Here is a 22,188-nt window from a genome sequence, read left to right as displayed (position 1 = left end):
CGCGCCGCCGCCCCCTCCTCGCCGCGCCGCCGCCCCCTCCTCGCCGCGCCGCCGCGCCTTCCCCGGCGCGCCGCCGCCCCCCGCCCGCCGCGCCCCGGCCACCTCCGCGCCGTGCCGCCCACCCCGCCCCGTCTCACACCCTGAGCAGCGGGACCATCACCCCGTCGATCATCTCGGCGATCTCCGCGTCCGCCCATTCGCTCCCGCACACCTTCGCGCGGTACATCATCAGCGCCGGGATGACCTCGACGAGAAGCGGACCGGTCGCGTCCGGCCGGACGTCACCCCGGTCGATTCCGCGGCGCACCAGCTCGCCGATCAGACCGTGCGCCGGTTCGTAGAGCGCGGCCCGGACGAGGTCGCGGAACCGCTCCGCATGGGTGTGATCGCACTCGTGAAGCACCGCCCTCAGCGCCTGCCCGGCCCGCGACCGCATGACGTCCCGCATCCGCACGCACACCGCGTACAGGTCCTCGCGCGCCGATCCCAGGTCCGGAATCCGCCCGAGTGGCGGCAGCCGCGTCCGCAGCGCCTCGGCCACCAGGTCCGCCTTCGAGGGCCAGCGGCGGTACAGCGCGGCCTTGCCCGTCTGCGCCCCCGAGGCGACGCCCTCCATCGTGAGGGCGTTCCAGCCCGCGGTGCTCAGCTGCTCCAACACGGCGTCGAGAATCGCCCGTTCGAGTTCGAGTCCGCGCCTGCGCCCCGGGGCCGCCGCCGGCCGGCGTGAACCCACCACTCCCGTTACCTCCGACCGGCTCATACGTCCGTCGCACGCATTTTCAATCTTAGTGAACGCTTGCGTTCACTAAGACTCCTTCCCTACCGTGGAACCGCCGTGAACGCGATTGCGTTCACTATTTCACTTGGGGGGACCCACGGTGACAACTCCTCAGCTCTCCAAAACCCGGATACCGGCCGCGGCCCGCCGAGGGGGGCGCCCGGGAGTGGCGCTCACCGTCATCGCCGCCTGTCAGCTCATGGTCGTCCTCGACGCGACGATCGTGAACATCGCGCTCCCGCACATCCAGACCGACCTCGCCATCTCCACCACCGACCTGTCCTGGGTGATCAGCGCCTACACGCTCGCCTTCGGCGGTCTGCTGCTGCTCGGCGGCCGCGCCGGCGACATCCTGGGCCGGCGCCGCGTCTTCATGACCGGCATCCTGCTCTTCACCCTGGCCTCCCTCCTCGGCGGATTCGCCGAGGAGTCCTGGCAGTTGCTCGCCGCCCGCGCCCTCCAGGGCGTCGGTGGCGCCATCGCCTCGCCGACCTCCCTCGCCCTGGTCACCACGACCTTCGCCGAAGGACCAGCACGCAACCGCGCGTTCGGCGTGTTCGCCGCCGTCTCCGCGGGCGGCGGCGCGGTCGGCCTGCTGGCCGGCGGCATGCTCACCGAGTGGCTCGACTGGCGCTGGGTCTTCTTCGTCAACGTGCCGATCGGCCTGCTGATCGCCTTCCTGACCCCGCTCTACATCAACGAGTCCGAACGCCACCCGGGCCGCTTCGACATCGCCGGAGCACTCACCTCCACCGGCGGCATGACCGCGCTCGTCTACGGATTCATCCGCGCCTCCCAGGACGGCTGGCGCGACGGCCTGACCATCGGCTCCTTCGGCCTGGCCGTCCTGCTGCTCGCGGCCTTCGCATTCGTCGAGTCCCGGGCCGCCGATCCGATCATCCCGCTGCGCATGTTCGCCTCGCGCAACCGCACCGGCACCTACGTGATCATGCTCAGCCTCGCCGCCGCGATGTTCGGCATGTTCTTCTTCATCGTCCAGTTCGTGCAGAACGTGCTGGACTTCTCCCCGATCCGGTCCGGCATCGGCTTCCTGCCCATCACGGTCGCCATCATCACCGCCGCCGGACTCTCGCAGCGCCTCCTGCCGCGCTTCGGCCCCAAGCCGTTCATGGTCACCGGATCCGCCCTCACCGGCGCCGGCCTGACCTGGCTGTCCTTCATCGAGACCGACAGCTCCTACCTGTCCGGGGTACTGGGCCCGATGCTGCTGTTCGGCTTCGGCATGGGCCTCAACTTCGTCACCCTCACCCTCACCGCCGTCTCCGGAGTGGCCCCGCAGGAGGCGGGCGCGGCCTCCGGACTGCTCAACGCCAGCCAGCAGGTCGGCGGCTCGCTCGGACTGTCCATCCTGGTCACCGTCTTCGGCACGGCCGGCCGCGACGAAGCCGCCCGCCAGGTACCGGACTTCCGGGCACACGCCGACCAGGGACAGCTGGAGGCCTTCCTGCGGACGGGCCGGCTGCCCGACCCCTGGGGCGACCTCGTCCTCACCCGGGGCATCGCCACCGCCTTCATCGCCGCCGTGGCCATGTCGGCGATCGCCCTCCTCACCGCGCTGCTGGTGATCCGCGTGCGCACGAGCGACCTGGAGGCCCTGAACGGAGCCGCCGCGAAGGCCGGTCCGGCCGCCTGAGCACGCAGCTCTGTACGAGCGGCCCGGCGCGGGAAGTCCTTTCCGGCGCCGGGCCGCTCAGGGCCTCGTACTCGGGGGCCTCGCCCTCGCAGGCCTAGTACTCGATGCGGCTCCCGAAGGTCCCCAGGCTCCTGCACTGCTCGTACGAGGCGCTGACCCCGCGCTCGCCCAGGATCTCCCGGGCCCGGCGCTCCCCCAGGCTCGTCGCGTACCAGGGCGCCCGGCCCGCCGCCGCGAGCTCCCTGGCGATCCCGCGCAGGGCACAGGAGCGCTGGGGCTCGGGCAGCCGGTCCAGGGCCGGTACCGCGTCCGCCGACAGCGACTGGAAGTAGGCCAGGTCGATCTTGCCGTCCTGCTCGTACCGCGTGACGTTGCCCTCCGCGATCACCCCGTCCGGGGACATCAGCCCGAAGGCCAGCACGGCCGCCACGGCGCTCCCCGCGACCGCGCGGGGCAGCCATCGCGCGCCGAACAGCCCGCCGGCCATGATCAGTGCGATGACCAGCCCGAGCCACAGCTCCACGCCGGCGATCGACAGCCGCAGCCTGGTCAGCCCGTACGCGTCCACGTACAGGTCCATGCGGCGCAGCGCCGAGGCGACGACCACGAGGGTGAGCGCGCAGAGCGTGCCGAGCACGATGCGCACCAGCCTCCGGTCGCCGGCTCCGTCGCGCGGGGCCCAGCGCAGGGCCAGCGCGATCACGGCGAGGGTGAGCAGGGTGGCCCAGAGCAGCTGCCAGAAGCCCTGGCGCGCATAGGCGGCGTAGGTGAGGCCGGTGGCCTCCAGGACCTTGCGGTAGCCGCCGAAGAGGACGGCGAGCTGGACGGCGTTGAAGGCGGCGAAGAGCAGGTTCAGCACGATGAGCGGAAGGGCCCACTCCACCCGTGAGCGCGCCTTCCCCGGACGCACCTGGATGCGGTCCCAGCGGGAGGGCGCGGCGGCCGCGCGGGCGACGGCCACCGCGACGAGCAGGCCCACCGCGAAGAGCAGGAAGCGGACCGGGCCGCCCATGCCGCTGATGTCGGGGGTCAGCCCGCTCAGCAGGTCGGCGAACGCCGCGTCGGCGGAGGCGAACAGGGTGCCGAAGAGGGCCAGCAGGACCACCGCCACCACCACGGCCTTCGCCACCGGCAGCCAGCGCTCCCGGCGCCCTTCGCCGCGCGAGCGCAGGCCACTCCAGACCCAGCGCACGCCGAGGACGGCGGAGTCCAGGAGGCCGACCGGGCCGAGCAGGATGCCGGGCCAGCTGCGGCTGCCGTGCAGGGCCAGGGCGCCCGTCAGGAGGGCCGCGAGCAGGGCCGTCACGGCAGGCCAGGCGGAGGCCCGCAGGGCGGGCACGGCGAGCAGGGCGAGACAGCCGAGCGCCCAGAGCGCGGTCCACGGGCGCAGGGTGCGGCCGGCCGTGCGGGCGGCCGCGTAGGCGCCGACCAGCGCGGGCACCACCGCGAGGAGCAGGCCCGGGCCCAGCCCGTCGCCCAGGAGCAGCGCGACGGCGACGCCGGAGGCGAGCACGGCGCCCAGCACGACGGCCGGTACCGGTCCGACGGCCGCCGGGCGCGCGGCCTCGGCCCACGCGAGCGGGGCCAGGGACCAGGCGCCGGAGGCGGCGCGCTCCTTGCGCACCTGGTGGGCCTGCCAGGCCTTGGGATCCCAGCCGGGCGGCGCGGGTGGCACGGGCGCGGGTGGCACGTGAGCGGTCGCCACGGCCGCGGACGGCACGGGCACGGACCGAGCGGCCCCCGCCGCACCGGCCCCCGTCTGCGTGGCGTCCGCCGCAGGCGTTGCGTCCGCCGTCCCGGCGCTCTCCGCGCCGGTGTTTCCTGCTGACATCGAGTCCCCTCCCCTGTCGACCTCCCCGCCGTGGGGCAGGGAGGCGAAGCCGACAGAGTAGGCCGGTCAGATGCAGTTTTGAACAGGCTCAAAAGACGCCTGTGGCAGGACCGTGACAAACGGAGAGCGGGTGACTACCGCGCCGACTCCGGCAGCCAGGCCGGCAGCGCCTCGGTCCGGGCCAGCCAGGCCTGCGGCAGCGCGGCGTCCCCGCGGGCGCCCAGCACCCCGCCTACGATCGCGCAGGTGGTGTCCACGTCCCCGCCCACCTGGGCGGTGGTCCAGAAGGCCCGCTCGTAGTCGTCCAGGCCCCGCGCCGCCGACCACAGGGCGAACGGCACCGTGTCGTGGGCGCTGGTGCGCCGCCCGCAGCCCAGTACGGCGGCGACGGTCGTGGCGTCGCCGTAGTCGAGCATGTCGCGCGCCCGCCGCACCCCGGCGGCCACCGCGCTGCGCGGGACGAGCGCGATCACCCCGTCCAGCAGGTCGGCGGCCTTCGGCGGCCCGGCCGGATCGGCCGCCAGTGCGGCCGCGGCGGCCACGGCCATCGCCCCGCACACCGCTTCGCGGTGCTGGTGGGTGGTGTAGGCGGAGATCTCCGCCTGGTGGGTGGCCTGTTCCGGGTCGTCGGCGTACCAGGCGCCCAGCGGGGCGACCCGCATGGCCGCGCCGTTGCCCCAGGAACCCTGTCCGTTGAACAGTTCCGCGGCGAGCGTGCGCCAGTCCGCGCCCTCGCGGACCAGGCGCAGCATCCGGTTCACGGCGGGCCCGTAGCCGCGGTCGAAGTCGTGGTGGCGGGCGAAGGAGGCGGCCAGCGCGTCCTGGTCCACCCGGCCGTGCCCGGCGAGCACGGCCACCACCGAGCAGGCCATCTCTGTGTCGTCGGTCCACTGCCACGGATCGCTGCCGGCGGGCAGCTCGCGCCGCTTGAGCAGCGGGTAGTTCACGGGGACGAAGTACTGGGAACCCAGGGCGTCACCCAGGGCCAGCCCCCGGAGGCTGGCCATGGCGCGTGCGTAGCGCCCTTCGGGAGAGGAGTCAGAGGTCATCGCGCGTCACTCTAGCCGTCCAGGTCATAAGGCTCCGGTGTGGTCCACCGCTCAAACGGGCGGTCCATCCGGTACCGGCCGTCGGATCCCAGCATGAGCACCCGGTACTCGCCGTTCCCCGGGTTGGAGAGGGCCTCGAACTCGGCCACGGACCAGTGGAACCAGCGCATGCAGAAGAGCCGCATCGTCAGGCCGTGCGTCACGAGCAGCACGTTCTCCGGATGGTCCGGGGCCTCGAAGCTGCGGTAGAGGCTCTCCAGGAAGGCCCCGACCCGGTCGTACACGTCGGCGCCCGACTCCCCCTGGGCGAAGCGGTAGAAGAAGTGCCCGTACGCGTCCCGGTAGGCCTTCTGGAGCCGTACGTCCTCCCGCTCCTGCCAGTTCCCCCAGTCCTGCTCGCGCAGCCGCGGCTCCTCGCGCATCCGTACCCGCGTCGGGTCCAGGCGCAGCTCGCGGAAGGTCTGCAGGGTCCGGCGGTACGGGGAGACGTACGCGCTGACGTGCTCGTCCCCGAAGAGCTCGCGCAGGCGCACGCCGGACTCCGCCGCCTGCTCGCGCCCGGTGCGGGTCAGCCGCAGGGCGTGGTCGGGCTCCCGCTCGTACACCGTGTCATCGGCATTGCCCTCCGATTCCCCGTGCCGGACAAGGACGATGCGCCGTGGTCGAACCATCCCACGACCTTATTCGGCCACGATCGGGCCCGCCGACCGGGCTCGCCGGTCGGACACGGCGCGAACATACAGTCAGCTCTTCCTCACACCGTCCAGGACGGTTCGAGGTCGACCACGTCCCCGGTGAGGGCCTCCACGTCGGCCTGGATCTGGGCCCGCAGCGAGAGCCGCTCGACCCGTTCCTGCCGGTACTTGCCGTGTTCGGCCGCCGCGTGCCACATCGACAGCACCAGGAACTCGCGGCCGGGCGCCTCGCCGAAGAGGCCCCGGACCATGCCGGGCGAGCCCGCCATGGCCGGGTTCCAGACCTTCTCCTGCATGAGCGCGAAATGGTCGACGCGGCCTTCCCGCACCCGGGTGTGCGCGACCCGGACGACGTCGGCGTCGGTGAAGCGCGGTTCGAAGCCGGTCTTCACGTCGAAGCGGTGGTCGAAGAGCGTGACCCGCGCGTCGGTGTAGGTGCCGTTCTGCGACGCGGCCAGCCGGTCGTGGGAGCGGGCCATGAAGGAGTCGTAGAAGGAACGGCTCTCCCAGAAGGTGAAGACGTGCGCCACCCCCTGCCGGCCCCGGCTCCAGCCGCCGCCCTGCCCCCGGAATCCGGGTTCGCCGGGCAGCCCCGCCCATTTGCGCTGCCCGCGCTCGAACCCGCGTCGGTCCGTCACCGTGCAGCGAATCCACTTGACCAGCACTGCGCCATCGTACGGTCCCGGCGGGGCCCGGGTCAGTCCTCGGCGCGGTACATCCGAAGGAGTTCCGCCGCATCCCGCTCGGACAGCCGAAGGCCGAACTCCCGCCCGAGCAGGGCGAGCAGCTCTCCGGCCGGCACCTCCCGCCGCTCGGTCCGCCCGTCGGGGAGCAGCCGGGAGAGCTCCCGCCCCACGAGGGCCAGCCGATCGGAGTCGCCCTGCCGCTGGACGACGACCCGGCCGACGAAGGCGGAGCGGGGGTGGGAGGAGCTGTAGTGGTTCAGCACCACGTAGTCGACGGGGTGGTAGGGCTGCGGGGAGAAGGCGTACAGGTCCCGCCAGGCGCCCTCGCGCGGCACGCACAGCACGAGGACCCCGTCCGCTTCCTCCCGGACGCGGAACAGCCACTCCCCCTGCCGCACTTCGGCGCCGGGGCGCGCCAGCGGCACGGGCTCGCGCGGCCCCTGCCAGCCGAACCCGGCGTCGCAGAGCCACGGTTCCCCCTCGACGGTGACGACGAGCACGGCGTGCGTCACCGGGGTCAGGGCATCCCCCCGGGAGCGGTTGCGGGCACCGCGCCCGGAGACTACGAAGCCGATCCGCTCCAGGGCGGCGGCCAGCAGGGTGTTCTGCTCGTAGCAGTAGCCGCCGCGGCGGTCGTGCACGAGCTTGCCCTCGACCGCCTTGACGTCCAGCCCGACGGGGCGGCCGAACAGCACGTCCAGGCTCTCGAAGGTGATCACACCGGTGTGCGCCCGGTGCACTGCCTTCAACGTCTCCAGATCCGCCCGGAGTTCCCCGCCGCTCCAGCCGATCCGCGCCAGATAGGCGTCCAGATCCAGCTCGTCACCGCTCCACATGGCTTCCCCGCTCATCGCCCGACGATATTGCGGGGCGCCCCGACCGGCCGCCCCCCACCATGGTCATCATGACGGCCCTGCACACCAACCCGCTCTTCGCCCGCCTGGCTCCGGCCGAGCGGGTCCTCGTCTCCGGCGCCGGTGGCGGCTTCGACATCTACGCCGGACTCCCGATCGCCCTCTCCCTCCTGCACCAGGGCAAGGAGGTGTACCTGGCCAACCTCTCCTTCAGCTCACTGGCCGGCCTCCCGCTCGACGACTGGGCGGCCCCGGACCTCGCGGCCGTCACCCCGCGCTCCGCGCCGCACCAGTCGTACTTCCCGGAGCGGACCCTGGCCCAGTGGCTGGAGCTGCACCGGTACCCGTCGACGGTGTACGCCTTCCCCCAGACCGGCGTGCAACCGCTGCGGGCCGCCTACCGCGCGCTGATCGACCTGCACCGGATCGACGCGGTGGTCCTCGTCGACGGGGGTACCGACATCCTGATGCGGGGGGACGAGGCCGGGCTCGGCACGCCCGAGGAGGACCTGACCAGCGTGGCGGCCCTGGCCGCGCTGGACGACGTACCGGAGCGCCTCGTGGTCTCGGTGGGTTTCGGCGTGGACGCGTACCACGGGGTGAACCACGCACTGGTCCTGGAGAACATCGCGGCGCTGGAACGGGACGGGGCGTACCTCGGCGCGTTCTCGGTCCCCCGTGCCACCCGGGAGGGCGCGCTGTACCTCGATGCCGTCGCCCACGCGCAGGACCGCACCCCGGAGCACCCGAGCATCGTGAACGGTTCGATCGCCGCGGCGGTCCGGGGCTCCTTCGGGGACGTCCGTTTCACCAGCCGCACCCGCGACGGCGAACTGTTCGTGAACCCGCTGATGTCCCTGTGCTTCGCCTTCGACCTGGCGGGCCTGGCCGCCCGCTGCCTCTATCTGGACCGGATCGAGAACACCCACCTGCTGCGCCAGGTGAGCTCGGAGATCGCGGCCTTCCGAGACGAGGTGATCACCCGCCCGGCCCGGACCTTCCCCCACTGACCTCGCACGCGGGAACGGGGACCGGCCAGTGGCCGGTCCCCGTTCCTTCAGCTGCTCAGTGGCAGCGGCGTGCTGGTCAGCTGCAGCCGCTGGTGGAGCCGCAGCCCTCGCAGATGTAGCAGGAGCCGGCGCGCTGCATCTTCGTACCGCAGGAGAAGCACAGCGGGGCGTCGGCGGAGACGCCGAGCTGCATCTCGACCAGTTCGGCGTTGGAGTGCGCCGTCTTGACGGCCGGGGCCGGGACGATCACGACCGGCTTGACGGCCGGGACGGTCTGGACCGCGGCGAGCGGGGCCGCCTGGGTCAGGGTCTCCGTGTCGAGCTCCTCGTCGAGGGGCTCGTAGGAACCGGTGTCCAGGTGGCGCTGACGCTCCTCGGCGGAGTGGATGCCGAGGGCCGAGCGGGTCTCGAAGGGCAGGAAGTCGAGCGCCACGCGGCGGAAGATGTAGTCGACGATCGACTGCGCCATCCGCACGTCCGGGTCGTCCGTCATGCCGGCCGGCTCGAAGCGCATGTTCGTGAACTTCGCGACGTACGTCTCCAGCGGGACGCCGTACTGCAGGCCGACCGAGACGGCGATCGAGAAGGCGTCCATCATGCCCGCGAGGGTCGAACCCTGCTTGGACATCTTCAGGAAGACCTCGCCGAGACCGTCGTCCGGGTAGGAGTTCGCGGTCATGTAGCCCTCGGCGCCACCGACCGTGAAGGAGGTGGTGATCCCCGGACGGCCCTTCGGGAGGCGCTTGCGGACCGGGCGGTACTCGATGACCTTCTCGACCGCCGTGCGGATGGTCTCCTCGGCCTTCTCGGTGACCTCGACCTTCTCCGCTTCCTTCTTCTTCGCGGAGAGGGGCTGGCCGACCTTGCAGTTGTCGCGGTAGATCGCGAGCGCCTTGACGCCCAGCTTCCACGCCTCGAAGTAGATCTCCTCGATCTCCTCGACGGTCGCCGTCTCCGGCATGTTGACCGTCTTCGAGATCGCGCCGGAGATCCAGGGCTGGATCGCGGCCATCATGCGCACGTGGCCCATCGCGGAGATGGAACGCTCGCCCATCGCGCAGTCGAAGACCGAGTAGTGCTCCTGCTTCAGGCCCGGGGCGTCGACGACCACGCCGTGCTCGGCGATGTGGGCGACGATCGCCTCGATCTGCTCTTCCTGGTAGCCCATGCGGCGCAGGGCCTGCGGAACGGTGCCGTTGACGATCTGCATCGAGCCGCCGCCGACGAGCTTCTTGAACTTGACCAGGGCCAGGTCCGGCTCGACACCGGTGGTGTCGCAGGACATCGCGAGACCGATGGTGCCGGTCGGCGCGAGGACGGAGGCCTGCGAGTTGCGGAAGCCGTTCTTCTCGCCGAGGCGGATCACGTCCTGCCAGGCCTCGGTGGCCGCGGCCCAGATGACGTTGTCCAGGTCCTCGGTGCGCGGCGCGACGGCGTTGGCGTCGGAGTGCTGCTTCATGACGCGCTTGTGCGACTCGGCGTTGCGGGCGTAGCCGTCGTACGGGCCGACGATCGCGGCCAGCTCGGCGGAGCGCTTGTACGCGGTACCGGTCATCAGCGAGGTGATCGACGCGGCGAGGGTGCGGCCGCCGTCGGAGTCGTACGCGTGGCCGGTGGCCATCAGCAGGGCGCCGAGGTTGGCGTAGCCGATGCCCAGCTGGCGGAAGGCGCGGGTGTTCTCGCCGATCTTCTGCGTCGGGAAGTCCGCGAAGCAGATGGAGATGTCCATCGCGGTGATGACCAGCTCGACGACCTTGGAGAAGCGCTCGGCGTCGAAGGACTGGTTGCCCTTGCCGTCGTCGTCGAGGAACTTCATCAGGTTCAGCGAGGCGAGGTTGCAGGACGTGTTGTCCAGGTGCATGTACTCGCTGCACGGGTTGGACGCGGTGATACGGCCGGACTCGGGGCAGGTGTGCCAGTTGTTGATCACACCGTCGTACTGGATGCCCGGGTCGGCACAGGCCCACGCGGCCTCGGCGAGCTTGCGGAAGAGCGACTTGGCGTCGACCGTCTCGATGACCTCGCCGGTCATGCGGGCGCGCAGGCCGAAGTCGGTGCCGTTCTCGACGGCCGTCATGAACTCGTCGTTCACGCGAACGGAGTTGTTGGCGTTCTGGTACTGGACGGACGTGATGTCGTCGCCGCCCAGGTCCATGTCGAAGCCCGCGTCGCGCAGGGCGCGGATCTTCTCCTCTTCCTTCACCTTGGTGGCGATGAAGTCCTCGACGTCCGGGTGGTCCACGTCCAGGACGACCATCTTGGCCGCGCGGCGGGTGGCGCCGCCCGACTTGATCGTTCCGGCGGACGCGTCGGCGCCGCGCATGAAGGAGACCGGGCCGGAGGCGTTGCCGCCGGAGGAGAGGAGCTCCTTGGAGGAGCGGATGCGGGAGAGGTTCAGGCCGGCGCCGGAGCCGCCCTTGAAGATCATGCCCTCTTCCTTGTACCAGTCGAGGATCGACTCCATGGAGTCGTCGACGGCCAGGATGAAGCAGGCGGAGACCTGCTGCGGCTGGGCCGTGCCCACGTTGAACCACACCGGCGAGTTGAAGCTGAAGATCTGGTGCAGGAGCGCGTAGGTCAGCTCGTGCTCGAAGATCTCCGCGTCGGCGGGGGACGTGAAGTAGTCGAAGTCCTCGCCGGCCTTCGTGTACGTCTTCACGATCCGGTCGATGAGCTGCTTCAGACCGGTCTCGCGCTGCGGGGTGCCGACCGCACCGCGGAAGTACTTGCTCGTGACGATGTTGACCGCGTTCACCGACCAGAAGTCCGGGAACTCGACGCCGTACTGCTCGAAGTTCACCGAGCCGTCGCGCCAGTTGGTCATGACGACGTCGCGGCGCGCCCAGGTCACCTCGTCGTACGGGTGCACGCCCGGGGTGGTGTGGATGCGCTCGATACGCAGGCCGCTCTTGGCAGTCTTGGTGCCCTTGGCGCGGGAACCTCGTGCCGAGCTGCTCGCCGTCTCTGTCATGCCGTTCCTCCCAATGCGGGCAAAACGCCCTAAAGTGCCAGCGCTATTCCGCGGCACGGTGCTGTGTGTCTTGTATCTACGTCTTCTTCGCCAGACCCACCGGCCGTTCCACGACGCACGCACGGCGCGGAACGGTCCCTCCGGTCAGTCGGCGGCGGAGGCGGGCACGGGGACCGGAGCGGTCCCACCGGGCTCGCACTCTTCATGAGGCCGCGGCACGCGGAGTTCCGCGATGGCGGTCTCGAAGTCTTCGAGTGTGTCGAACGCCTTGTAAACGGACGCGAACCGGAGGTACGCGACCAGATCGAGGTCCTGCAACGGGCCGAGTATGGCCAGACCCACGTCGTGGGTGGTCAGCTCGGCGCTCCCGGTGGCGCGCAGCGCCTCCTCGACCCGCTGGCCGAGCTTGGCGAGGGCGTCCTCGGTGACCGGCCGCCCCTGGCACGCCTTGCGCACGCCCGAGATGACCTTGGTGCGGCTGAAGGGTTCGGTCACCCCGCTGCGCTTGATCACCATCAGTGAGGCCGTCTCCACCGTCGTGAAGCGACGGGAGCAGTCGGGGCACTGGCGGCGCCTGCGGATCGACGTGCCGTCGTCGGTGGTGCGACTGTCGACGACACGGCTGTCGGGGTGCCTGCAGAAGGGGCAGTGCATGGTTCCCTCACCCTCCTCTTGGCACGACTGAATCACCTCGTGAGACCCCTGAACGGCAGAGTCGAAGCTCTGTCGGAGGCTCTCGAAGCAGCCACAAGCATATGCGATGTCGGGGGCCCCGGCAGACCGAGGACCACAACTTCTGGGTGGCAGCGCTCATCCAACCACTAGATCTTGGGTTGTGGTGGATTTACACCGCTCCGCGTGTCGCGGCGTCCGATGGCCGGATAACAGGCCCTGCGGTGCCAGACTGGGCGCAGACCCGGACGGTGGCGACCCGACCCGGAAGGGTACCGTAAGCAGTGGCTCCGCAGCCGAACCCCCGTTCGGTCCGGAGGGCCCGCCGGCGCTCGTTCTATACACCTCACGAAGTGAACACGGTGGGTCATCTACGATTTTTCACTCGAACGTGTGTTTGGCGCAACCTTTCGAAAGCAACTACCGTTGTCCAGCTAGGGAGAACATTTCGAGAGGGGCCGACGACGTGACCACCACCGCAGACAGTGCCACCATCACTGCCCAGAACCGCTCCCAGAGCCGACTTGAGCCGGTGCATGCCATGAATGACGCAAGCCTGAACCCGGAGGCGGAGCCCGTACGCCCCGCACGCTCGCTGCCAGGGCGACCTCCAGGCATCCGCGCCGACAGCTCCGGGCTCACGGACCGGCAGCGGAGGGTCATCGAGGTCATTCGCGACTCGGTGCAGCGGCGCGGCTACCCGCCGTCGATGCGGGAGATCGGCCAGGCGGTCGGCCTGTCCAGCACCTCTTCGGTCGCGCACCAGCTGATGGCCCTGGAGCGCAAGGGCTTCCTGCGCCGCGACCCCCACCGCCCCCGGGCGTACGAGGTGCGCGGCTCCGACCAGCCCAGCTCGCAGCCCACGGACACCACGGGCAAGCCCGCAGCCTCGTACGTGCCCCTGGTCGGCCGGATCGCGGCCGGTGGCCCGATCCTCGCCGAGGAGTCGGTGGAGGACGTGTTCCCCCTCCCCCGCCAGCTCGTGGGCGACGGAGAGCTGTTCTGCCTCAAGGTCGTCGGCGATTCGATGGTCGAGGCCGCGATCTGTGACGGCGACTGGGTGACCGTCCGCCGCCAGCCCGTCGCGGAGAACGGCGACATCGTCGCCGCCATGCTGGACGGCGAGGCCACGGTCAAGCGCTTCAAGCGCGAGGACGGCCACGTCTGGCTGCTCCCGCACAACGCCGCCTACCAGCCGATCCCCGGCGACGACGCCACCATCCTCGGCAAGGTCGTGGCGGTACTGCGCCGGCTCTGACTGCCCGCGCCCTCATCCAGCTCCGGGACCTACTGCGCCGGTCCCGGAGCTGCTTTGTGTGTACGGGGCCTTCGCCCTGCTTGTCCGCGGCCTACGTGTCCTCGCCCTGCTCGCCCTCGGCCTACTTGTCCTCGGCCTGCGCCGCGGCGTCGATCGCGGCGAGCGAGCGGCGGACCTGATTGCGGTCCGTGGTGTACCAGAAGTCCGGCAGGGTGGCCCGCAGGAAGCTCCCGTACCGGGCCGTGGCCAGCCGGGGGTCCAGGACCGCCACGACGCCCTTGTCCCCGGTGGCCCGTACGAGCCGGCCCGCACCCTGGGCCATGAGCAGCGCCGCGTGCGTCGCCGCGACGGACATGAAGCCGTTCCCGCCGCGCTCCTCGACCGCCTTCTGCCGGGCGCTCATCAGCGGGTCGTCGGGGCGCGGGAACGGGATCCGGTCCATGATCACCAACTGGCAGCTGGGCCCCGGAACGTCCACGCCCTGCCATAGCGACAGGGTCCCGAACAGGCAGGTCTTCGGATCGGCGGCGAAGGCCTTGATCAGCTCGCCGAGGGTCTCCTCGCCCTGGAGCAGGATCGGGTTCTCGAGCCGGCCGCGCAGTTCCTCGGCAGCGGCCTTCGCCCCGCGCATGGAGGAGAACAGCCCGAGGGTGCGGCCGCCCGCCGCCTCGATCAGCTCCGCGAGCTCGTCCATCATGTCGCCGCGGGTGCCCTCGCGGCCGGGGGTGGCCAGGTGCTTGGCGACGTAGAGGATGCCCTGCTTGGGGTAGTCGAAGGGCGAGCCGACGTCGAGGCCCTTCCACTGCGGCACGTCCTCTCCCTCGACGCCCTCCGGGGACAGGCCCATCGACGCGGCCACCCCGTTGAAGTCGCCGCCGAGCTTGAGGGTCGCCGAGGTCAGGACCACCGAGCGCTCCGCGAACAGCTTCTCCCGCAGCAGGCCCGACACCGACAGCGGAGCCACCCGGAGGGTGGCGCCGAAGCGGTCGTGGCGTTCGTACCAGACCACGTCGTACTCGGAGCCCTGCGTGATCCGCTCCGCCACCCCGTGCACGCTCTCCACCGCGGCGAGCGCCTGCTTGCGGACGGCGTCCTCGTCGTGGACGGACTTGTCCCGCGTGGTGCCGATCGCCGAGATCACGCTGCGCGAAGCGTCCCGCAGGGCCATCAGCGCGTAGCCGAGGTCCTCGGGGATCTCCTCCAGGCGGCCCGGGAGGGCCAGCTCCATGACCCGCTCGAAGGTTTCGGACGCGGTCTGCAGCGAGTCGGCGGTCTTCTCGTCGACCAGCTTCGCCGCGCGCTTCACGGCACGGTTGACCTGGCCCGGGGTGAGCTCTCCCGTGGCGACCCCCGTCACCCGGGAAACCAGCTCGTGGGCCTCGTCGACGATCAGCACCTCGTGCTGCGGGAGGACCGGGGCGCCCTCGATGGCGTCGATGGCGAGGAGCGCGTGGTTGGTGACGACCACGTCCGCGAGCTTGGCCCGCTCGCGGGCGGCCTCCGCGAAGCACTCCGCGCCGTACGCGCACTTCGTTGCACCCAGGCATTCGCGGGAGGAGACGGAGATCTGCGCCCAGGCCTTGTCGGAGACGCCCGGGGTGAGGTCGTCGCGGTCACCCGTCTCGGTCTCGTCCGCCCAGTCGCGCATCCGCAGCAGGTCCTGGCCGAGCTTGCTGGTCGGGGTGGCCGCCTCGAACTGGTCGAAGAGGCCCTCTTCCTCGTCCTGCGGGGCGCCCTCGTGCAGACGGTGCAGGCAGAGGTAGTTGGAGCGGCCCTTGAGCATGGCGAACTGCGGGCGGCGGCGGAGCTGCGGATGCAGCGCTTCCACCGTCCGGGGCAGGTCGCGCTCGACGAGCTGGCGCTGGAGGGCCAGCGTCGCCGTGGCCACGACCACGCGCTCGCCGTGCGCGAGGGCCGGCACCAGGTAGCCGAGGGACTTGCCCGTGCCGGTACCGGCCTGGATGAGGCGGTGGGAGTTGTCGTCGATCGCTTCGGCGACGGCTTCGGCCATGGCCACCTGGCCGGGCCGCTCCGTGCCGCCGACGGCGGAGACGGCGGCGTGCAGCAGGTCGGGGAGGGAGGGCTTCGTCATAGCAGTGCCAACCCTACGGGGCTCCGCCGACAGTGGCCGCACCGGCGAGCGGTCATGACCGGTGGAGGGGGTTCGGCACGGTGCCGTACCGCACGGCGTGGGGGCGGTCGGGCCGGTCGCGGTAGCCGTCCTCGTAGAGGCGGTTCCTGTTCAGACAGAGCCTCACGATGCGTTCGCCGAGCAGGTCGAAGAGCTCGTAGCGCTCCTTGAGCTCGGGGAAACGGGCCTGGTGGCGCAGGATCTCCGCCCGGACGAGGGACCAGAACGTGTCCTCCGGGACCCCGAGCCGGTCCTCGCACAGGGCGGACAGGTAGCGGAAGACGCCGACGAAGAGCCCGGAGTGGATGAACTGGGGCAGGAAGTCCGCGGGCTCGCTGAGCAGGACCGCGCGGACCTCGTCGGGCACTGCCGCCAGCTCGGGCAGCGGTTCGGCGCTGATGTTGACGTCGTCCACGAAGTCCTTGACCGCGAGCCGGACCGGGACGTCGTGCTCGTCGAAGATCACGACGGTGTTCTCCCCGTGCGGGGAGAAGACGGTGCCGTAGCGGTAGAGGAAGCGGAGCAGCGGCGGCAGCAGGGCGGCGAAGAGCCGCTGGAGCCAGACCACGGGGGTCAGACCGGAGCGAACGACGAGCTCGGCGGTGAAGGACCGGCCGCGGGGATCGGTGTGCAGGAGCGAGGCGAGGGTGCGGGCCCGCTCGCCGGGGGCGAGGTGCCGGGTCAGCGGCTCGCGCCAGATCGCGCCGAGGAGCTCCTTGTACTGGTACGGGACTTCGGGGAGCGCGTCGTAGACGGGGTGGCGGACCGTGACGGAGGCGACCTCGCCGAGCAGGATCACTCCGCATTCCTCGCGGAGGAAGGGGTCGCCGTCGCGCAGGGAGTGGATCCAGGCGGTGACGGCGGGCGCCGCGAGGGCCAGGTCCGAGGGCAGGCCGCGCCAGACCATGGTGTTGAGGACGGAGAGCGGCAGCTTGACGCTGTGGCGGTCGGGGCGGGTGAGGTTGAGGAAGGTGCGGATCGACTGCTGCGGAAGGCGGAGGTCGGGGTCGGCGGGGAGCGGGACCAGGGTGCCGTCGGCGAGGGCCGGAGCGAAGAGGGGCAGGAGGACCTCGTCCCACTGCCAGGGGTGGACGGGGAGGTAGAGGTAGCCGAGCGGGTCGAGGCCGCGCTCGCGCAGGGTCCGGTCGAAGAGGGCGCGGGTGACGGGGTCGAGCTCGGCGGAGTAGAGGCGGGCGGGGTCTTCCAGGCCGGCGGTGCCCCGGTAGTGCGCGAGGGAGGTGTGGGCGGCGAGCCAGGGCAGGCGCTGCGCGGTGCGGGCCTCGGGCGCCCAGGCGGCGGTGTCGGACGCGGAGAGTCCGATCCGCCCCTTGTTGAGGACGAGCCAGGGATGGCCGGTCTGGTGGCCTTCGAGGGCCGCGTAGTCGAGGTCGGCCAGGACGTCCGCGGTGAGCGCGGTGTGGTCGATGCGGGCATCTGCCGCGAGGGTCGCGCTGAGCTCGCGGACGAGGTGGCCGAGGGTGGCGCCGTCGAGGCCGAGGAGGGTGCGCGCGCGGATGAGGAAGGCGTACGGGTCCCCGAAGGCGGTCGGCGGGCCGGAAGAGCCGGACTGCGGAGTGAGGGTGATCGTGTCGGGTGTGACGTGCCAGCTGCCGTACGCACGGCGGCGGGCCCGGAAGCCGAGGCTGCTGCCGTCGTCGAGGGTCAGCGTCCAGGCGTCGCCCGAGGCGGCGGGGGCGGGGACCGGGGTGATGATCTCCTCGTACGCGAACTCGCCGAGCATCTTTGCGAGCAGCCGGCGGGCAGCGAACTCCCAGGTCAGCCGGTTCAGTTCGGGCGGCGTGCAGGGGTGCTGGGGCGACGGGGGCACGGAGTCCGGGAGGTGGGGGCCTGGGGAGTCGGGGGTTGCGGGGAAATTCTGCACGGGACTCCTCAGGATCGGGAACTTTGCTGCGTGACGCAGAGTTTTCGAGGTGAGAGGTACGGGAAGTGAAGGGATGTAGGGGAACCGGTGGGGCGGAGGGCGCTGCGGGGCGGAGGGGCCGGGGCGCTGGGTCGGAGCGGTGGGTCGGAGCGGTGGGGTCAGGGCGGGGCGGTGCTCAGAGGAGATTGCGCAGCGCCCGCTCGCGGACCATCAGGGCGGCTCGTTTGCCGGGCAGTTCGATTTCGGCGGGGCAGCGGAAGCCGGAGTTCAGGAAGGCTGATACGGAGGGGGTGTTGCGGATGTCCGGTTCGGCGATGACGCGCATGCAGCGGGGACGGTTGTCGAGCACCAGGTCGGCGACGGCGCGCAGGAGCAGGGTGCCCAGACCTCGGCCGCGGTTCGTGCCGTCTCCGATGAGCAGGTGGATACCCGTGTCGTGGGGGCGCGCCGGGTAGTACGCGGAGAGCGGGTCGAGGTCGGCCCGGTAGATCTCCCAGTAACTCATCGGCGTGCCGTCGAGGAGGCCGAGGCACGGGATGCTGCGGCTGTCCCCGGCCTGCTGTGCCCATACGTGGGCGGCGGTGGCCCCGGCCGGGCCGGCCAGTTCCCAATAGGCGTCCACTTGCGGGTCGTTCATCCAGCCGGTGAGCAGGTCCAGGTCGCGGTCGAGCCGTACCGGTTCGAGGTGGAAGACGCCGGACCTGGTCGTGACGCCGCCCCAGGCCGCCGGGGAGTCGAGCAGATCGGCTTCGGCGAGCCGGGGCAGCGAATCGGCGCTGAGGCGCGGCGCGGGCGTGCGCAACACCTCGGAGCGGAGCACAGCGGTGCGGGCCTCATCGGTCCAGGCCGCATGGGTGGGGGCCACATCGGCGAGGAGCACGCCGGTGTGGAAGTCGGTGGAGGGCATCGGGGGCTCTTCTCCGTTTCGGTGCTGACGCGTCAATCGTGAAGGGGGTTGGTGATGGTGACGTAGACGGACTGGGTGTCGACGGGGCCGACGAGCTCGTCCAGGCCTCCGAGGCGGGTGAGCAGATTCGCCTTGCAGCGCAGGGTGGGCGAGTCGAGCAGCCTCTCGGGGAGCGGGCCGAGGCCCCTGGCCTTGCCGAGGAAGCGGCGGAAGGCGGCCAGCAGGACGCGTTCGTCGGCGAGCCGCTGGGATCCGAAGGCCCCGATGAGACCGAGCACGTTGTTGATGCCGAGGTAGTAGGCGAAGCGTTCGTCGGTGACGGCGTCGGAGACGAAGGTGTCGCTCGTGGCGCCGATTCCGGGGAGCCGGCGCTCCAGTTCCGCGCGGCGGGATGCGCGGAAGTAGTAGCCCTGGTTGTCGCGGTAGCGGCCGCCGACCGGCCAGCCGGCCGGGTCGAGGAGGACCAGCGTGTTCTGCTGGTGCGCTTCGAGGGCGATGCCGGCGAGCGAGTCGAAGGCGAGGACCGGCAGGACGACGTGTTCGAGGTAGCGCAGGAACCACTCGGCGGCGACGGCGGAGATCGTCCGCCCGGTGGTGGCGGCGAGCCGCGAGACGGTCTCGGCGAGCCGGGAGCTCATGGTGGTCCGCCCGGGCCACGGGCGGGGTGCGGTGAGTGCGGCGATGCAGAGGGCGTCGTCGCCCGGCAGGAAGGGGTTGTGACGGAGCAGGACGTCGAGTCCGGGGACGGGTACGCCGTCCGGGGTGTCGACGGCGGCCCATGCGGGATCGCGGACGATGTCGAAGCCGGGGTGGGCGGACTGCCACCGCTCGGCGAGTCCGGTGCGGAGCAGCCGGTGCACCTCGATGCCGCGGTGGAGTTCCTTGCGGAGGTTCTCGCGCCGGGAGTTGGTGATGCGCAGGCCGAGGGAGAGCTTGAGCATCGCGGGGGCGCCGGGCCGGTGGACGGTGCGGATGGAGGAGGTCGGATACCAGGGGGCGCCGTACGGGCCCAGGTCGTGCAGGAGTCCCGCGTCGCGGAGGGCGGCGATCGCGGGGCGCTGGAGCAGGTCACGGGCCTGCCAGGGGTGAAGGGGAAGGGGGGTGGCGCCGTCGGGCACCGGGAGCCCGGGGGCCAGGCGGCCCAGGAGCCGGGCGGCGGGGACGGGGCGGCCGCGTTCGGTCCAGGCCGAGTCGGTGGCGAGGACGGCGGGGGCGACCGCCACCCAGTGCAGGGGGAAGGAGCCGTGCAGTTCGGGTGAGTAGCGGCGCACTTCGGCTTCGGACAGCCCTTCGCGGCTCTTCGGCGTCGGGTGCAGCGGGTGACCGAGGAGGAGGGACTGTTCGGCGGTGAGGAACAGGTCCGTGGCGACGGGGTCGGGTGCGGCCGGGCGTTGGCGGCGGTCGGTGATGAACTCGGCGGTCCGGCCCACCGAGTCGGCGACCCGCCCGACGAGGTCGGCGCCACCGGGAGCACTGTCGCCAGGGGCGGCGTTTCCGTGGGGACCCTCGCCTTCGCGGGAGATGAGCGCCGCGAGGGTGACCGCGTCCACGGCGGGGGAGTCGGCGGGCACGCCTTGGATGCGGGCCGGGCCGAAGCGGTGCCAGCCTGCGGGCGACCAGTAGCGGACGGCGACGAGCAGGGCGGTGCCCGATGCGGGGAGGGGGATGCGCAGGACGGAACCGGCGGGCTGTTCGAGTCCGGTCTCGCGGACCCAGCAGCGGAGCAGGTTCTCCACCGAGGCGGCCTCGGCGGCGACCCTGGGGTCGGGATGGTCCAGCGGGTCGGCCGCTCCCGCCCGGGGCCGGACGGTGCCGTCCTTCTGCCGTGGCACGGCGGCAGGTGACTGCGGCTCGGCCGGCGGCCAGGGCATGCCCGCCGCCGGCATGCCCGGAAGTCCACCGGCAGGACTGGCGGAGCCGTCCCCCGGCGGCGCCGGCGCCGTCGCCCACTCCCCCGCTTCGGCCGCGCCGCGCCGTGGGGCCACCGCGTCCTGGGCAGCGAGTGGCGTACCCACGGAACCCGAGCCGGAAGGCGCCCCCTCAGAAGGCCCCTTCAGCACAGCCTCGCCCTGCCCTCCGGAGGGCAGCTCACCCGAACGCCCCGGGCCCGACGGCGCCGGGTCCGACGAAGAACCGGGTCCGGCCGCGGCTCCCCTGACCTCCACCCCGGGCCACCCGACGAGGGCCCCCACGGAGCCCCCGCCCGGCAGCCCCTCACCCACCCCCGCCGGACCACCATCGACCGCGGCCCCGGAATCCGGCTGCGCAGCCACAGCCGAAGGCACACCGCCCAAGACCCCGGTGACCACCGCTTCGCCGGACCGCGCCAGAGCACCAGCCAACGGCGGCCACGCGGTAGCGGCCGCGTGCGCCGAAGACCCACCGGCCACGACGGCGTCGGCGGAAACCCGGAGAGAACCGTCCGCCGCAGCAAGCAACGGCGACCACGCAGCAGGAAGGGGCATCGCCACACCGGCCACGGCCGGATCGCCGGAGGGCTGAGGGGAAAGGTCCGCCACAGAGGGCAGAGGCGGCCACGCGCCAGGAGGAACCTTCGGTTCACCGGCCACGGCCGGATCGCCGGAAGGCCGGGGGGATTCGTCTGCCGCAGCGGGCAACGGCGGCCACGCAGTAGGAGGAGGCGTCGACCCATCGGCCACGGCCGGGTCGGCGCAAGGCCGGGGGGAGCCGTCCGCAGCACCGAGCAACGGCGGCCACGCAGCAGGAGGACGCGTCGACCCATCGGCCACGGCCGGATCGACGGAAGGCTGAGGGGAGCCGTCCGCAGCACCGAGCAACGGCGGCCACGCAGCAGGAGGACGCATCGGCCCATCGGCCACGGCCGGATCGGCGGAAGGCTGAGGGGAGCTGTCCACAGCGCCGAGCAACGGCGGCCACGCAGTAGGAGGACGCGTCGCCACACTGGCCACGGCCGGATCGGCGGAAGGCTGAGGGGAAAGGTCCGCCGCAGAGGGCAGAGGCGGCCACGCGGTGGGGGCGGGCGAGGATCCAGCGGGTACAGCCAGATCCGTGGCGGGCGGGGAAGAACGTTCCGCTGAAGCAGGCGGCGGCTGCCATGCGAGGGCGGCGGGCAGAGGCTCGCTGACCGGGGCCGCGGGCGCGGCGGGCGACTCAAGTCGAGTCGTAGCAGCCGAAGGTGACGGGGCCGGCTTGCCGTCCGAGGAGAGGGAGGGGGTAGGGCGTCCCGAGGCAGCCGAGGCGGTGCCGACTGGGGGCTGCCCGGCAGGCGGGGCCCCCGGGGAGGCCTGGACCGGGACCGGGGCCGGGGCCGGGTCCGGGGCCGGGGCCGTCGAGGCTGGGGCCGGGGCTGCGGCTGGGGCCGGGGCCTGGGCCGGGGCCGGGGCCTGGGCCGACGAGGTTGGGGCCGCTGGGGAGGTCTGGGCCGGGCTCGGACTGGGAGCAGTGGGCTCGGTACCGGAAGGGCCCGCCAGCCGGGGCTGCTGCGGGCTCCCGGCGGAGGCCGTCGGGGACGGTGAGGGGCGGCCATCCGGAGGCGGCGTCAGTCCGGCTCCGGGGGTCGGGCCGGCTCCGGGGGTCGGGCCGGCTCCGGGGGTCGGGCCGGACGGCGGCGTAGGGGTGGATCCCAGGGTCGGGGTCGACGGCGGCATGGGCGCGGATCCTAGGGTCGGGGCCGATGGTGGTGTAGGCCCGGCTGGGTCTACTGGAGCCGGCGCCGGCACGCTCTCGGCGACGGACGGGGCCCCGGGGGCGGGGGCCGGGGATGGCTGTAGGAGCCCTGTGGGGGCGGTAGCTAGCAGCGAAGGCCAGTGCCCGATCGCAGCAGCCGAA

Annotated in this window: 15 protein-coding genes; 3 read left to right on the top strand and 12 right to left on the bottom strand. The window is 72.1% G+C overall.

Going from position 1 to position 22,188, the window contains the following annotated elements:
* Positions 1-133: 133 nt before the first annotated feature.
* Entirely contained in the window at positions 134-760 is a 627-nt protein-coding gene (locus tag ACFWNV_RS00125) for a TetR/AcrR family transcriptional regulator (protein ID WP_383937959.1), read from the bottom strand.
* A 118-nt stretch (positions 761-878) separates the two neighbouring features.
* On the opposite strand from ACFWNV_RS00125, the gene ACFWNV_RS00120 reads away from it, so the two are divergent.
* On the top strand, positions 879-2,432 hold the full coding sequence (locus ACFWNV_RS00120) for an MFS transporter (RefSeq protein WP_383937955.1): 1,554 nt from the start codon (positions 879-881) through the stop codon (positions 2,430-2,432).
* A gap of 94 nt (positions 2,433-2,526) precedes the next feature.
* Here the strand turns inward: ACFWNV_RS00120 and ACFWNV_RS00115 are convergent, their stop codons facing one another.
* The 5 genes from ACFWNV_RS00115 to ACFWNV_RS00095 all read right to left on the bottom strand — a co-directional run bounded on the left by ACFWNV_RS00115 (position 2,527) and on the right by ACFWNV_RS00095 (position 7,544).
* Complete coding sequence (locus ACFWNV_RS00115) at positions 2,527-4,263, bottom strand: DUF4173 domain-containing protein (protein ID WP_383937953.1); 1,737 nt, start codon at positions 4,261-4,263, stop codon at positions 2,527-2,529.
* A gap of 134 nt (positions 4,264-4,397) precedes the next feature.
* Positions 4,398-5,312, bottom strand: coding sequence for an ADP-ribosylglycohydrolase family protein (locus ACFWNV_RS00110; protein ID WP_383937950.1), 915 nt, complete (start codon positions 5,310-5,312; stop codon positions 4,398-4,400).
* A gap of 11 nt (positions 5,313-5,323) precedes the next feature.
* Entirely contained in the window at positions 5,324-5,983 is a 660-nt protein-coding gene (locus ACFWNV_RS00105) for a histidine phosphatase family protein (RefSeq protein ID WP_383937947.1), read from the bottom strand.
* Between the two features lie 83 nt (positions 5,984-6,066).
* Positions 6,067-6,672, bottom strand: coding sequence for a YdbC family protein (locus tag ACFWNV_RS00100; protein WP_250748831.1), 606 nt, complete (start codon positions 6,670-6,672; stop codon positions 6,067-6,069).
* Between the two features lie 32 nt (positions 6,673-6,704).
* Complete coding sequence (locus ACFWNV_RS00095; protein ID WP_383937944.1) at positions 6,705-7,544, bottom strand: arylamine N-acetyltransferase; 840 nt, start codon at positions 7,542-7,544, stop codon at positions 6,705-6,707.
* Positions 7,545-7,597: 53 nt separating this feature from the next.
* On the opposite strand from ACFWNV_RS00095, the gene ACFWNV_RS00090 reads away from it, so the two are divergent.
* On the top strand, positions 7,598-8,557 hold the full coding sequence (locus ACFWNV_RS00090) for a DUF1152 domain-containing protein (RefSeq protein WP_383937940.1): 960 nt from the start codon (positions 7,598-7,600) through the stop codon (positions 8,555-8,557).
* Positions 8,558-8,633: 76 nt separating this feature from the next.
* Here ACFWNV_RS00090 and ACFWNV_RS00085 read toward each other — a convergent pair whose 3' ends face one another.
* On the bottom strand, positions 8,634-11,528 hold the full coding sequence (locus ACFWNV_RS00085; protein WP_383937938.1) for a vitamin B12-dependent ribonucleotide reductase: 2,895 nt from the start codon (positions 11,526-11,528) through the stop codon (positions 8,634-8,636).
* A gap of 144 nt (positions 11,529-11,672) precedes the next feature.
* A complete protein-coding gene (gene nrdR, locus ACFWNV_RS00080; RefSeq protein WP_250748823.1) occupies positions 11,673-12,182 on the bottom strand; it encodes a transcriptional regulator NrdR in 510 nt (169 codons plus the stop codon).
* Between the two features lie 484 nt (positions 12,183-12,666).
* Between nrdR and lexA the strand changes: the two genes are divergently transcribed.
* Positions 12,667-13,458 carry a transcriptional repressor LexA gene (lexA, locus tag ACFWNV_RS00075; RefSeq protein ID WP_383937935.1) on the top strand — a complete coding sequence of 264 codons (792 nt, stop codon included), beginning with the start codon at positions 12,667-12,669 and terminating at the stop codon, positions 13,456-13,458.
* Positions 13,459-13,579: 121 nt separating this feature from the next.
* On the opposite strand, the gene ACFWNV_RS00070 is transcribed toward lexA, so the two are convergent.
* The 4 genes from ACFWNV_RS00070 to ACFWNV_RS00055 all read right to left on the bottom strand — a co-directional run bounded on the left by ACFWNV_RS00070 (position 13,580) and on the right by ACFWNV_RS00055 (position 20,264).
* Positions 13,580-15,550 carry an ATP-dependent DNA helicase gene (locus tag ACFWNV_RS00070; protein WP_383937932.1) on the bottom strand — a complete coding sequence of 657 codons (1,971 nt, stop codon included), beginning with the start codon at positions 15,548-15,550 and terminating at the stop codon, positions 13,580-13,582.
* A 52-nt stretch (positions 15,551-15,602) separates the two neighbouring features.
* Positions 15,603-17,471, bottom strand: coding sequence for an IucA/IucC family protein (locus ACFWNV_RS00065; protein WP_383937931.1), 1,869 nt, complete (start codon positions 17,469-17,471; stop codon positions 15,603-15,605).
* A gap of 175 nt (positions 17,472-17,646) precedes the next feature.
* Positions 17,647-18,378, bottom strand: coding sequence for a GNAT family N-acetyltransferase (locus ACFWNV_RS00060; protein ID WP_383937928.1), 732 nt, complete (start codon positions 18,376-18,378; stop codon positions 17,647-17,649).
* A 32-nt stretch (positions 18,379-18,410) separates the two neighbouring features.
* A complete protein-coding gene (locus ACFWNV_RS00055; protein WP_383937925.1) occupies positions 18,411-20,264 on the bottom strand; it encodes an IucA/IucC family protein in 1,854 nt (617 codons plus the stop codon).
* Positions 20,265-22,188: the final 1,924 nt, after the last annotated feature.

It is taken from the genome of Streptomyces sp. NPDC058401 (assembly GCF_042722885.1).
Classification (GTDB): domain Bacteria; phylum Actinomycetota; class Actinomycetes; order Streptomycetales; family Streptomycetaceae; genus Streptomyces.
Note: the sequence above shows the minus strand (reverse complement) of the source record. Positions and strands in the feature narration are given on the sequence as shown.

Excerpts from the sequence above, each read along its gene's own strand:
- ACFWNV_RS00125 (WP_383937959.1), bottom strand. The coding sequence starts at position 760 with ATGAGCCGGTCGGAGGTAACGGGAGTGGTGGGTTCACGCCGGCCGGCG.
- ACFWNV_RS00115 (WP_383937953.1), bottom strand. The coding sequence starts at position 4,263 with ATGTCAGCAGGAAACACCGGCGCGGAGAGCGCCGGGACGGCGGACGCA.
- ACFWNV_RS00110 (WP_383937950.1), bottom strand. The coding sequence starts at position 5,312 with ATGACCTCTGACTCCTCTCCCGAAGGGCGCTACGCACGCGCCATGGCC.
- ACFWNV_RS00105 (WP_383937947.1), bottom strand. The coding sequence starts at position 5,983 with ATGGTTCGACCACGGCGCATCGTCCTTGTCCGGCACGGGGAATCGGAG.
- ACFWNV_RS00095 (WP_383937944.1), bottom strand. The coding sequence starts at position 7,544 with ATGAGCGGGGAAGCCATGTGGAGCGGTGACGAGCTGGATCTGGACGCC.
- ACFWNV_RS00090 (WP_383937940.1), top strand. The coding sequence starts at position 7,598 with ATGACGGCCCTGCACACCAACCCGCTCTTCGCCCGCCTGGCTCCGGCC.
- ACFWNV_RS00085 (WP_383937938.1), bottom strand. The coding sequence starts at position 11,528 with ATGACAGAGACGGCGAGCAGCTCGGCACGAGGTTCCCGCGCCAAGGGC.
- nrdR (WP_250748823.1), bottom strand. The coding sequence starts at position 12,182 with ATGCACTGCCCCTTCTGCAGGCACCCCGACAGCCGTGTCGTCGACAGT.
- ACFWNV_RS00070 (WP_383937932.1), bottom strand. The coding sequence starts at position 15,550 with ATGACGAAGCCCTCCCTCCCCGACCTGCTGCACGCCGCCGTCTCCGCC.
- ACFWNV_RS00060 (WP_383937928.1), bottom strand. The coding sequence starts at position 18,378 with ATGCCCTCCACCGACTTCCACACCGGCGTGCTCCTCGCCGATGTGGCC.
- ACFWNV_RS00055 (WP_383937925.1), bottom strand. The coding sequence starts at position 20,264 with ATGCCGGCGGCGGGCATGCCCTGGCCGCCGGCCGAGCCGCAGTCACCT.